Origin of the sequence: Trinickia sp. (assembly GCF_035492435.1) — a bacterium.
Lineage (GTDB): Bacteria > Pseudomonadota > Gammaproteobacteria > Burkholderiales > Burkholderiaceae > Trinickia.
This window is the reverse complement of record NZ_DATJJF010000050.1, coordinates 1-12184: the sequence shown is the minus strand read 5'-3', so window position 1 is coordinate 12184 and position 12184 is coordinate 1. Positions and strand designations below refer to the sequence as shown.

The following is a 12184-nucleotide window of genomic DNA, read 5'->3' as shown; positions in this document are numbered from 1 at the left end:
CCGTTTTATTCATCGCCGCAGTGGTGAATGAAGTTGTACTAAGGCGCGGTAGCCCTCGCCACTCAGAGCCCCCTGGCGGCCTAGAGAGACGGATCAACGACAAGCGCTTAATCTGCATAGCCTCGATACGTCCGCGATTGTTCTGTCGCCTTGGAGCCCTGGAGCCAAACATCTGTCTTCAGCTGTGGCAGACTGATGCTTTCACCTAGTCAACGCGAAGGGGCTTGTTTCGCGCGGCAGCGGCAAGCTGGATTGAGGATGGTGGAGGCCGGCAGGTGAACCTGTTTGCTTGGGTGGGCGTACTTGGGGATGGGACCTCCGAGTTCCTTTGGGAGGATAGTGGGCGTGCCTTCTACCGGATGCATCTGCCAAGGGCCGAGGCGAATCAGACGGTTGTGCTGGCGTTGCAGCACGTCGCCGAACAGCCGACACCGGCCAGCCTTAGCCGTCTCGAGCACGAATACCAATTAAGGGACGAACTGGAAAGCGCATGGGCGGTGCGGCCGCTGGAACTCGTGCGCGAAGGCGGACGGACCCTGCTCTTATTCGAAGATCCGGGCGGCGAGCCGCTTACACGGCTGCTTGGTGCGCCCATGCAAATTGGGCACTTTCTTCACCTCGCGATCCGCATCGTCGCCGCACTTGGCAAGGCACACCAGCGTGGTTTGATCCACAAGGATCTCAAGCCGGCCAATATTCTCGTGAAGGGTAACGAGGAGGTGAGGCTCACCGGCTTTGGCCTCGCCTCACGCCTTCGCCGCGAGCGGCAGGCACCTGAGCCTGCGGAGACCATCGCCGGTACATTCGCCTATATGGCCCCTGAACAAACGGGGCGCATGAACCGCTCGGTCGATGCCCGCAGCGATCTCTACTCGCTGGGCATCACGTTCTACCAGATGCTGACGGGCTCGCTGCCGTTCGCCGCTGCCGATCCGATGGAGTGGGTGCACTGCCATATCGCGCGAAAGCCGGTGCCGCCGAGCCAGCGAGTAGACCACATCCCTGGCCCCGTCTCGGCCATCGTCATGAAGCTGTTGGCCAAGACCGCCGAGGAGCGCTACCAGACCGCCGGTGGGATCGAGCGCGATCTGCAACGGTGCCTTACCGAATGGGAGGCTTGCGGTTTAATCGACGACTTTCCACTGGGTCAACAGGACACGCCCGACCGGTTGTTGATCCCGGAAAAGCTTTACGGGCGCGAGAGCGAAGTCGGGGCAATGCTCGCCTCGTTCGAGCGTACCGCTGAGAACGGATCGCCGGAGTTGGTGTTGGTCTCCGGATATTCGGGGATGGGTAAATCCTCGGTCGTCAACGAGCTCCACAAGGCGTTGATACCGCTGCGCGGACTCTTCGCCGCAGGCAAATTCGATCAGTACAAGCATGACATCCCCTATTCGACGCTCGCTCAGGCTTTTCAGAACCTCGTGCGACCGCTTCTCGGCAAGAGCGACACCGAGCTGCGCCACTGGCGCGCCGCCTTTGCCGAGGCGCTGGGTGCGAACGCGCGGCTCATAGTCGAGGTCGTCCCCGAGCTCGAGCTCATCGTTGGCGAACAGCCACCGCTGCCTGAGCTTTCGCCACAGGACGCGCAACGGCGCCTGCAACTGGTATTCCGGCGCTTTATCGGCGTCTTCGCTCGGGCGGAACATCCACTGGCACTTTTTCTGGACGACCTGCAGTGGCTCGACATGGCGACGCTCGATCTTCTCGAGGACATGTTGACTGGGTCAGATCTGCGCCACCTCATGTTGATCGGTGCTTATCGCGATAACGAGGTCACTTCTGCCCATCCGCTGATGCGAAAGCTCGCAGCTATCAAGGCCGCCGGGGGGAGGGTCGAGGAGATCGCACTCGCGCCGCTCCGGGAGTCGCATCTCGGGGAGCTCATTGGGGAAGCGCTTCGCTGCGAGCCGGCGCGCGCTGCGCCGCTTGCGCAACTGGTCCATCAGGAAACCGGCGGCAATCCTTTCTTTGCCATTCAGTTCTTGTCGTCGCTGGCGGATGAGGGAATGCTTGTCTTCGACCATGATGCTGGCCGCTGGTGCTGGGACCTCGAGCGCATTCGCGCCAAGGGATATACCGATAACGTTATCGACTTCATGGTCGCGAAATTGACCCGCTTGCCGGTCGAAGCGCAGAACGCGATGCAGCAACTGGCTTGTCTTGGCAACTTTGCCGAAACGAGGACGCTGTCGATCGTGCTCGGGGTTTCAGAAGACCAAGTCCAAGCGACCCTTTGGCCGGCCGTCCGTCAGGAATTGGTCGAGCGCCTCGCAAACGCCACTTACCGGTTCGTCCACGATCGCGTCCATGAAGCCGCGTATTCGCTGATTGATAGGAACCTGCGAGCCGAGCTGCACCTTCGAATTGGAAGACTGCTGGCCGCGCAGACACCGTCCGAAAAGCTCGAAGAGGCGATTTTCGAAATCGTCAATCAACTCAACCGGGCTTCGCCTTTAATCAGGTCCCGAAAGGAGCGAGAGCGGCTTGCCGGATTCAACCTGATTGCCGGAAGGCGCGCCAAAGCTTCCACGGCTTACGGCTCAGCGCTCAAGTATTTCGCTGCGGGCGCGGCGCTGTTGGGCGAGGGCTGGGGGCATCGGCGCAAGCTGGGCTTCGCGCTGGCGCTGAACCTGGCCGAATGCGAGTTCCTGACTGGCCAGTTGACTTGCGCCGAAGCGCGCTTGGTGCGGCTTCCCACCCACGCCGCATCCCTGATCGAGCTCGCTGCCGTGACCCGCCTGCGCATCTCGCTCTATATGACCGCAGGTGAAAACGGACACGCCATTTCGGTGGGGATCGAGTACCTTCGGCGCGTAGGTATCCATTGTTCGCCGCACCCGACACAAGACGGGGTGCGCATGGAGATCGACCGGATCTGGCACCAGCTCGGCAAGCGTTCGATCGAGCAGCTCATCGAACTGCCACCCATGAACGATTCGGCCGTCGCCAGCATGGACGTCCTTGCCGAGATCCTGCCACCGGCGTCGTGGACCGATAAGAATCTTTATTGTCTCGTTGTCTGCCGGATGGCGAACCTGAGCCTGCAGCATGGCCACAGTGACGCGTCATGCCTCGCCTACGTCTATCTGGGCATGATCCTGGGGCCTCACTTCGGCGACTACCGCGCCGGCTTCCGTTTCGGCCAGTTAGCCATCGATCTGGTGGACAAGCGAGGGTTGAACCGTTTCAAGGCGCGCGTCTACATGTGCTTCGGCTACCTTGTGAATCCGTGGGTGCGCCATCTGAACACGTGCCGCACCATGTTGCGGCGCGCCTTTGACATGGCTCTGGACGCTGGCGACCTGACCTTTGCGGGCTATAGCTACATCAACACGGTCACATTCATGCTCGCGAGCGGCGATCCGCTCGACGAAGTACAGCGGGAAGCCGAGGCAGGGCTCGCCTTCGTGCGCAAAGCGCGATTCGGCGTCGTCATCGACCTTGTTGACGCTCAGCTCGGGCTCATCCGAACGTTGCGCGGTCAAACGCCGACGTTCGGGTGCTTTAATGACGACCAGTTCGATGAGGATCGCTTCGAACAACATCTGCGAAGCGCCCCTGATCGGGCGGTGGCGTTATGCAGGTACTGGATCCGGAAGTTGCAGGCACACTATTTCGCTCAAGAGCACGCATCTGCTGTGGCGGCAGCGGCGAAAGCGGAGCAGGGGCTCTGGACCTCGCTGTCGTTCTTCGAGGCGGTCGAATACCATTTCTATAGCGCGCTTGCGCACGCAGCTCAATGCGACAACGCCCCCGTTGCGCAGCGTGCTGGGCACGTGGACGCCTTGGCCGCGCACCATCGGCAGCTTCAAGAGTGGGCCGAGCACAGTCCGTCGAACTTTGCCGACCGCGCCGCGCTGGTGCGCGCCGAACTCGCCCGCGTGGAGGGCCGCGAGCTCGACGCTGAGCGGCTCTATGAGCGGGCCATCCGCGCAGCGCGCGATAGCGGCTTTGTCCAGAATGAGGCAATCGCCTATGAACTGGTGGCGCGCTTCCACGCGGCGCGTGGCTTAGAGACTTTCGCGCAGACGTATCTGCGCAAGTCCCGCCAGGGTTACCTGCGCTGGGGTGCCGGCGGCAAGGTGCGACAACTCGATCAAGTCCATCCGCAGCTGAGGGAGGACGAGCCAGGTCCGATGAGCACGATTGCCACGACCGTCGAACATTTCGATCTGGCCACCGTGATCAAAGTATTGCAGGCGATCTCGGGCGAGATCGACTTGGACAGGCTGATCAACACCCTGTTGCGCACGGCTCTCACGCAGGCCGGCGCTGAGCGCGCGCTCTTACTTTTTGTGGCGCATGGCGGCGAGCCGCGACTCAGGGCCGTCGCTACCATCGAGCGCGACTCGGTGCTCACGCAATTACGCGATGAGCCCGTGACAGCGCTGGTGCTGCCACAATCCGTGCTGCACTACGTGATGCAAACGCGGGAGAACATCGTTCTCGACGATGCGATAAAGCACGATGAGTTTGGCGCCGATCCCTACATCCGGCAACATCAGGTCCGCTCCGCGCTCTGCCTGCCGCTGATCAACCAGGGCGGACTCGTAGGCATGCTGTATCTCGAGAACAATCTGACGCCACGTGTCTTCATGCCGACCCACACCGCGGTGCTGCAGTTACTGGCCTCGCAGGCCGCCATTACCCTCGAGAATGCTCGCCTGTACCGAGATCTCCAAGAACGCGAAGCCAGGATCCGGCGCCTCGTCGACGCCAATATTGTTGGCATTTTCATCTGGGATTTGGCCGGTCAGATCCTCGAGGCCAATGACGCATTTCTCCGTATTGTGGGATACGACCGCGGGGACATCGTGTCGGGGCGGATGCGCTGGACGGATCTGACGCCGCCTGAGTGGCTCGATCGCGACGTACAACGCATCCCTGAGCTCAAGACGACGGGGACGTTGCAGCCGTTCGAGAAGGAATTCGCCAAGAAGGACGGCAGCCGTGCCCCAGTTCTGATCGGTGTGGCGATGTTCGAAGAAGGTACGAATCAAGGCGTCGCATTCGTGCTTGATTTGGCCGAGCGCAAGCGGGCGGAAGCCGAGGCGCGCGAAAGCGAGCGACGCTACCGGGAAGTGCAGATGGAGCTCGCGCACGCGAACCGCGCTGCGACGATGGGGCAGCTCACGGCCTCGATTGCCCATGAAGTTCAGCAGCCGATTGCCGCTGCCGCCTCCGATGCTTCGGCAGCCTTACGCTGGCTGCGCTTCAACCCGCCGAACCTCGAGGAGGTCAGCCAGTCGCTCGAGCGCATCGTCAATGACGCGATGCGAGCCGGCGGCATCGTTAGCCGAATTCGCGCTTTGATCAGGAAAGCGCCTCCACGCAAGGACAGCGTGGACATCAACGAGGCGATCCGTGAGGTCATCGCGCTGACGCAAGGTGAAACACTGAAGAACGGTGTCTCGGTGCTGACGGCACTCGAGGAGAGTTTGCCGCTGGTCTTGGGAGATCGCGTGCAGCTTCAACAAGTGATACTCAACCTGGTTGTCAACGCCGTCGAAGCGATGGGCGCAACGAGAAAGGGGCCGCGCGAACTGCACATCAGCACGGCTGCGGATTCGTCGAATGGCGTAGCTGTGGTTGTGCGGGATTCTGGCCCGGGATTGCCCCGGGCGGAGGAGAAGCGCGTCTTTGATCCGTTCTACACGACAAAATCGCACGGCCTGGGCATGGGCTTGTCGATCTCCCGTTCGATCGTCGAGGCGCATGGGGGACGACTGTGGGTGAGCGCAAACTTGCCGCGTGGTGCCGTCTTTCAACTCGTTCTTCCTCGCGGGGAAGTCGAACACGCCCCGCCAAGCTCAAACGAGGGTCTGCCCGTGGCATGAATCGCCGTCACGGCAAGAATTGTGTAACCAAGTTTCTGGCGAACGTGATTGCATGTTCACCGGCCAACATGCCCAGCAAGCCGACGATCGCGATGATCGACGGCGCGGGCGATTTCACATTCACGGCTCCGTAGATCATACCAACGGCAAGACCGACTACGATTGCTACAAGATAGGATTTCATAATGCTCTAGAACTAAGCGAGCCCGCAGCATTCAAGTCGTCGCGCCAAGCGATCCACGAGCTATAAGAAGACGTGTTTTTGCCCAGGCTCACCAAGATCGTACTGAATGCGTCGACTGCTGCGGGTATGCAGGCAGACAACATAGCGGCATTTCGCGGGCAAAAACACGGCATGTCATGGCTCAGGGCGTAATTGGCTGAAGCCGCAGCCGGCGTTGGCTGTGATCGACTGAATCCAATATGACGGCCAAAGTTCTCAGGATTGAGCACGCAAGGACTGTGCGCTCAGCCCTTTCACGCGGCGAGATACCACCGAGCGAACGCCGGCCATTGGATGCAACGTCTCAGACTTGTTGGGCCGTGATTTCGAGTGTCATTTTTTTTATACTGCTCGCTCTTAGGCCTCGGGCGCGGCACACTGGCAGCGCTCGATGAACTGATATTGATGGCTCGATGCCCCACCAATCACAAGATGAAAACTGTTGCCGTGCTGGTCTTTCCTGGCGTTCAGTCGCTCGACGCCACGGGTCCACTGGATGTGTTCGCCGAAGCGAATCGCTTTTTGCCACCTGAAGCGCATTACACGCTCGAGATTTTGGGCACAGAAGCCGGCAGCATTCGATGCGCGAACGGCTTGGAGATTCGTCCGGCTCAGTCCTATGTGGATTCCGCCGGCGCATACGATGTTCTGCTGGTGACAGGCGGGCCTGAGTTGCCGAGCCAGCAATTCGATGCGTCGCTGTATGAGTGGCTGAGGGCCGCATCGGAACGTTCGGCCTGCATCGGCTCTGTCTGCAATGGCGCCTTTTTTTTGGCGAGGGCGGGCCTCCTCGACGGCAAGCGCGTAACCACGCACTGGAACGACGCGCCTCGCCTCGCAGCCGAGTTTCCTGCTACTACGGTCAGCGCCGATCAACTGTACATACAAGACGGCAAGCTCGTCACTTCAGCGGGCGTGACGGCGGGCATCGACATGAGTCTGTATCTTTTGGCCCGTGAGCATGGACGAGAATTGGCACTTAACGTAGCGAAAAGGTTGCTCCTCTTCACTCACCGCACGGGTGGCCAGTCACAGTTCAGCCCGTATCTGACGGCGTATAACGAAGCGACATCGCTTGTGACAGGGGTGCAGCAATTTGTGCTTGCGAATCTCAGCGCAGACCTCTCGCTTGCCGTGCTTGCGCAGAACTTCAATATGAGCGTCAGAAATTTCAGCCGCGTTTTTTCTCGCGAAGCGAATGTCACCGCAAGCGATTTCGTGGAGGGTGCACGACTCGACGCCGCGCGAGCGCTCCTTGAAACGACAACGAAGCCGGTCAAGACGATCGCATACGAGTGCGGTTTTTTGGATGCGCATCGCATGCGCGCTACATTCAGGAGACGCCTCGGTATTTCGCCGCAGGATTACCGAGCCCACTTTCTTCAGTTGTTGAGCACGGACAACTGAGGGGCTAAAGCGTTAGGACGCCTCTGGCGAGACATGCATAGGTGCGGCCGATCGAATGGCGGTCAGCACCCTGCGGGTAGCGCACAGCCACCCGTAGGTGAATCAGGCGATTTGAACCATTTCGAACTCGGCCTTGCTTACGCCGCATTCGGGACAAGCCCAGTCGGCGGGAACGTCCTCCCAGCGCGTGCCGGGTGCGATGCCGTCTTCAGGAATACCATTGGCTTCTTCGTAAATGAAGTTACAAATGACGCACTGCCAAACCTTCATGATGTAAATCTCTTAAATTGCCACGCGTCTTTGTTGTGCCCTCAATGCCACCGACGCAAAAGAGAGCAACAACACTCGACCGGCATAACAAACCGTCGCTTCGTCGCCGCCAATGGTAGATTGACCGGGTGTGCGCCCATGGCGACGAGAGCTTCGTGTATCGCTAGGCCTTTCGGCCATTAGTCTTCGTTAAATCAACTCGACGCGATCATCGACACGGACTGTCCCGGTCGTTACGGGCTCCGCGTAGACGCCAATGGAACCACCATTGTTTTGATAGATCGCCTTCAGAATAGAAAGGTCCTTGGGCAAATCGCCCTGAGCCAACGTCGTCATAACGCATCGCTGAGTGCGTTGCTTCACTTCCAATACCACTTCACCGATGCGAAGCGTGCGGCCGACCCAGGAGTTTTCGACGAAGGGTTCGGCGCCCTCCGTGTTAATAACGAGGTTGGGGCGAAAGCGTCGACTTTCGATGCGGCTCTGGGGAGCGACCTGTTTCAGGGCGTCGAGGGTCGATGTGGTGAGGATATGGATCAGGCCGATGTCGAAGAACGTGCCGGTCGGTGAGGTTTTATCGAAAACGAAGTCGTGGTCGGACACGCCCTCGACAGTCGGCACGAAGCCTTCAAATCCCTTGTCCGATCCGTCCGGACGCGCGAGGCTAACGCGCTTGCCGAGTGCTGCGGAAAGCTGTTGTTCCGCATCACCGGCGGTCGATTCGATGATGTCGCCGTTGGGCAAGGTGATATACACCGGCGGAATGTCTTCAGGCGAAACCGGCGGCGATACGAAACGGGCATGGTAGCCGAACATCTTGGGCCACTTTTGCGGATGTTTCGCATTGATCAGTTTGTTGGTCTCTAAGTCGACGAGGGAATAGGCGCGGTCCCCTGCCAGTCCGCGCGTCGTAATCGCAGCGGCATTCAGTTCTTCACCCATCATCGACTTCACGGGGTAGCGGCGAATCGATGCAACAGTTGCGTTCAATGATGACATAGCAAAGCTCTTCGGTTTCTTGCCCGGCTCAGTGCCGCGCTTGGACTCAACGATACTGCGTTAATCGACGCGCGATGCACTCAGATGCGGGGGAATTGAGCCAACGCGGGGAGGATTCATGCCATGCGATTGCCACACCGCTTTTTCGTCTCGCCGATATTTATCCGTGCCGCACGCAACTTCCTTCAGCGGGCTTTGCGCAACGCAAGCCCGCCGAGCGCGCCGACGACGCACAGCACGGCCACGTAGAGCTCAGGTGCGGCAGGATTCGACTGCGACATCAGCGAGACGGCCACCGGTGTCAGCCCGCCAAACACCGCGTACGCCACGTTATACGAAAACGAGATACCTGAGAAACGCACGGCGGGCGGAAACGCTTCGACCATCGCGACGGGAATGGCCGCCACAGCGCCGACAAAAAATCCGGCTACCGCATAAGCTGGCATCAAGGAAGACGAATCGAGTCCAATACGCTGCCACATCAGCCAGTACGAACCAGCAAGAAGCAGGCAACCGACAAAGATCGTTCGGGCCGCACCGAATTTGCCGGCAAGCGTCCCTGCAACGACGCAGCCGATCGTGAGGCATAACGTTGCAACGGAGTTTGCTTGCAGCGACATTGCGGGTTGGATATGAATGCGCTTTTGCAGCAGGGCCGGGGTCATCAGGATCACGACAATAATCCCGGCGGTCAGGGTACACGTGAGGATCATCGACAAAACCACCGAGCGGCCATGATCGCGCAGCACGGCCTTCAGCGGCACCTCGGCAGCAAGCGCTTTACGCTGCTGCATTTCGAGGAACACCGGCGTCTCGTGCAGCCAGCGACGCAAGAACGCAGCAAGAAGACCGAACAGGCCACCGATCAAGAACGGAACGCGCCATGCGTAAGCAACGATTTCAGCGTGCGTAAAGTGCCGGCTTACCGCTGATGCGATCAACGAGCCGAGCAGAATACCTGCGGTGAGGCCGCCGGTGAGCATTCCGCATGCGTAGCCTACGTAACGCTGCGGCACGTGCTCGGAGACGAATACCCACGCGCCAGGCACTTCCCCGCCCACCGCTGCACCCTGCAACAAACGGCACAACAGCAACAGCACCGGTGCAACAACGCCTGCACTGGCGTAAGTTGGCAAGAGTCCGATCAACAGCGTGGGCAATGACATCAGCAGCACGCTGAACATAAACATGCGCTTGCGGCCGATCAGGTCGCCAAAGTGCGCCATGATGACTCCGCCGAGCGGCCGCGCAATGTAGCCGGCGGCGAAGATGCCGAACGTCTGGACTTGGCGCAGCCAGTCTGGAATTGATTGCGGGAAGAACAGTTGCCCGATTGCGACGGCGAAAAAGACGTAAATGACAAAGTCATAGAACTCGAGTGCACCGCCAAGCGCGGCGAGAACAAGCGTGCGGTGGTCGCTTCCCGACAGCGTCCGGTGGGGGACGTACGGGAGCCGATTGGGATTGCTGGTACTCATTGTTCGGTTTACCAGTTGAAGGATATTTCGACGAGGGGTGACAGTGTACGTCGCGTGTGAAGATGGGGTTGTTCAACTCGTATCCGGTGCTGCATGCCGTGCGCCATTGTCGTTCGCCGTTATCCGATCGGCGTAGAATCAGGCGGAGGCCCAACTAGAACGGGGAATGGGCCAACCCGCCGTCGATCAGCGTCGACAATTCGCGCGATACGCCGCCTTCGCCGGCAAACAAATATACGCCAGGAGACATTCGTGAATCACGCTGCGCCACTGGTTGTTGCCGGCGTCCGCCGACGCTTTCCCGGCGAGCTGCTCGCCGAACTCAATGCTGTCTTCCGCGAGCGGCTGTCGACCGCGCAAGCGGTGCTCGCGCATCACGGCCGGGACGAATCGGCGCTCGATCCGCAGCTGCCCGACGCGGTCTTTTTCGCGCAAAGCGCCGAGGACGTGCGACAAGCTGTCGAGCTTTGCGGACGCTACGGCGTGCCGGTCATCCCTTACGGCAACGGATCGTCGCTTGAAGGACATCTGCTCGCCGTCGAGGGGGGCTTGTCGATCGACCTTTCGGGGATGAACCGCATTCTCTCGATCGACGCCGAAGATCTGACGGCCACGGTCGAAGCCGGCGTTTCGCGCAAAGCGCTCAACGAAGCGCTGCGCGATACGGGGCTTTTCTTCCCGATCGATCCGGGCGCTGACGCGAGCCTCGGCGGCATGTCGGCGACGCGTGCTTCAGGCACGAACGCCGTGCGCTACGGCACGATGCGCGAAAACGTGTTGGGGCTGACAGTCGTCTTGGCCGATGGTCGCATCGTGAAGACCGGCACGCGCGCGCGCAAGTCGTCGGCCGGCTACGACCTCACGCGTCTTTTCGTCGGTTCCGAAGGCACGCTCGGCGTCATCACCGAGGTGACCGTACGGCTTTACCCACAGCCCGAAGCCGTCTCGGCGGCCGTTTGCGCGTTTCCGACGATGGGCGACGCCGTGCGGACCGTCATCGATACGATTCAACTCGGCGTGCCCGTTGCTCGCGCGGAATTCGTGGATGCGCTTGCCATCCGCGCCATCAACCGTTATTCAAATTTGACGCTCGCCGAATCGCCGACTCTCTTTTTCGAGTTCCACGGTACTGACGCGAGCGTCACAGAGCAGGCAGAACGCGTGCAAGAGCTCGCCGCCGAGCATGCGGGCAGCGGCTTTTCCTGGGCGACGCGTCCTGAGGAGCGTAGTCGTCTTTGGAATGCGCGTCACAACGCCTTTTTTGCGATGCTGCAATTGAAGCCTGGCTGCCGCGCTGTGACGACCGACGTCTGCGTGCCGATTTCACGACTCGCACAGTGCGTCGTCGAAACGGAAGATGACCTGCGCGGCTCGTCGCTGCCATGCCCGATCGTCGGCCACGTCGGCGACGGCAATTTTCATGTTGCGATGCTCATCGATCCGGCCAACCCAAACGAGTTGGCCGAAGCCGAGCGGCTCAACCAGCGGCTCGTCGCTCGGGCGCTGCGCATGGATGGCACTTGCACGGGCGAGCACGGCGTTGGCCTGCACAAGATGGACTTCCTGGTTGATGAGCATGGCGGCGATGCCATCGACGTCATGCGCGCGCTCAAGCATGCGCTTGACCCGCACAACATCATGAACCCGGGAAAAATCTTTTCCTATCATGCGTCACGCGAATCCGGCGCGTGACGCATGCGTGTCGTTTCGCGTTCACACGACGCGGTGCGGGAAGGCTGCGACGCAGCCGACCCAGTGAGTTTGTTGCAAGGACGGGACTAAGTAGGCGGCGCGTCAAGCGTACCCGCGAAAGCCCGCACACAGCTGGAACACCTCTTCCGAAAGCGGAATGGTTTTCGCCTTGCAATAGCGTGTCGCGAGCTTCATCAGCTCCTTCATATCGCGGCCGCTCGCCTTCGGATAGGCGACGCTCAGCGCTTCGACGAGCTCGTCGCTGATTGCCGCGC

General features: G+C 60.3%; 7 protein-coding genes. 3 read left to right on the top strand and 4 right to left on the bottom strand.

What is annotated here, in order from left to right; all coding sequences use genetic code 11:
* The first annotated feature begins 275 nt into the window (after positions 1 to 275).
* Positions 276 to 5840, top strand: a complete 5565-nt coding sequence (locus VL598_RS04425; protein ID WP_325325484.1) for a trifunctional serine/threonine-protein kinase/ATP-binding protein/sensor histidine kinase — start codon at positions 276 to 278, stop codon at positions 5838 to 5840.
* A 7-nt stretch (positions 5841 to 5847) separates the two neighbouring features.
* On the opposite strand, the gene VL598_RS04420 is transcribed toward VL598_RS04425, so the two are convergent.
* On the bottom strand, positions 5848 to 6024 hold the full coding sequence (locus tag VL598_RS04420; RefSeq protein ID WP_325325483.1) for a DUF1427 family protein: 177 nt from the start codon (positions 6022 to 6024) through the stop codon (positions 5848 to 5850).
* Between the two features lie 471 nt (positions 6025 to 6495).
* Here VL598_RS04420 and VL598_RS04415 point away from each other — a divergent pair, with 471 nt between their 5' ends.
* The gene (locus VL598_RS04415) at positions 6496 to 7470 is read left to right on the top strand and encodes a GlxA family transcriptional regulator (RefSeq protein WP_325325482.1); all 975 of its coding nucleotides are present in this window, start codon (positions 6496 to 6498) and stop codon (positions 7468 to 7470) included.
* A 102-nt stretch (positions 7471 to 7572) separates the two neighbouring features.
* Here VL598_RS04415 and VL598_RS04410 read toward each other — a convergent pair whose 3' ends face one another.
* From VL598_RS04410 to VL598_RS04400, 3 genes are all read right to left on the bottom strand, one after another.
* Positions 7573 to 7740 carry a rubredoxin gene (locus VL598_RS04410; protein ID WP_325325481.1) on the bottom strand — a complete coding sequence of 56 codons (168 nt, stop codon included), beginning with the start codon at positions 7738 to 7740 and terminating at the stop codon, positions 7573 to 7575.
* Positions 7741 to 7929: 189 nt separating this feature from the next.
* Complete coding sequence (locus VL598_RS04405; protein WP_325325480.1) at positions 7930 to 8739, bottom strand: MOSC domain-containing protein; 810 nt, start codon at positions 8737 to 8739, stop codon at positions 7930 to 7932.
* 185 nt (positions 8740 to 8924) lie between these two features.
* Positions 8925 to 10217 (bottom strand): MFS transporter, encoded by a 1293-nt coding sequence (locus tag VL598_RS04400; RefSeq protein ID WP_325325479.1) that lies wholly within the window; start codon positions 10215 to 10217, stop codon positions 8925 to 8927.
* A gap of 93 nt (positions 10218 to 10310) precedes the next feature.
* On the opposite strand from VL598_RS04400, the gene VL598_RS04395 reads away from it, so the two are divergent.
* The gene (locus VL598_RS04395; RefSeq protein ID WP_414718649.1) at positions 10311 to 11909 is read left to right on the top strand and encodes an FAD-binding oxidoreductase; all 1599 of its coding nucleotides are present in this window, start codon (positions 10311 to 10313) and stop codon (positions 11907 to 11909) included.
* Positions 11910 to 12184: the final 275 nt, after the last annotated feature.

Coding starts and splice junctions, on each gene's coding strand:
- VL598_RS04395 (WP_414718649.1), top strand. CDS start 10,311: ATGCCGTGCGCCATTGTCGTTCGCCGTTATCCGATCGGCGTAGAATCA.
- VL598_RS04420 (WP_325325483.1), bottom strand. CDS start 6,024: ATGAAATCCTATCTTGTAGCAATCGTAGTCGGTCTTGCCGTTGGTATG.
- VL598_RS04415 (WP_325325482.1), top strand. CDS start 6,496: ATGAAAACTGTTGCCGTGCTGGTCTTTCCTGGCGTTCAGTCGCTCGAC.
- VL598_RS04400 (WP_325325479.1), bottom strand. CDS start 10,217: ATGAGTACCAGCAATCCCAATCGGCTCCCGTACGTCCCCCACCGGACG.
- VL598_RS04405 (WP_325325480.1), bottom strand. CDS start 8,739: ATGTCATCATTGAACGCAACTGTTGCATCGATTCGCCGCTACCCCGTG.
- VL598_RS04410 (WP_325325481.1), bottom strand. CDS start 7,740: ATGAAGGTTTGGCAGTGCGTCATTTGTAACTTCATTTACGAAGAAGCC.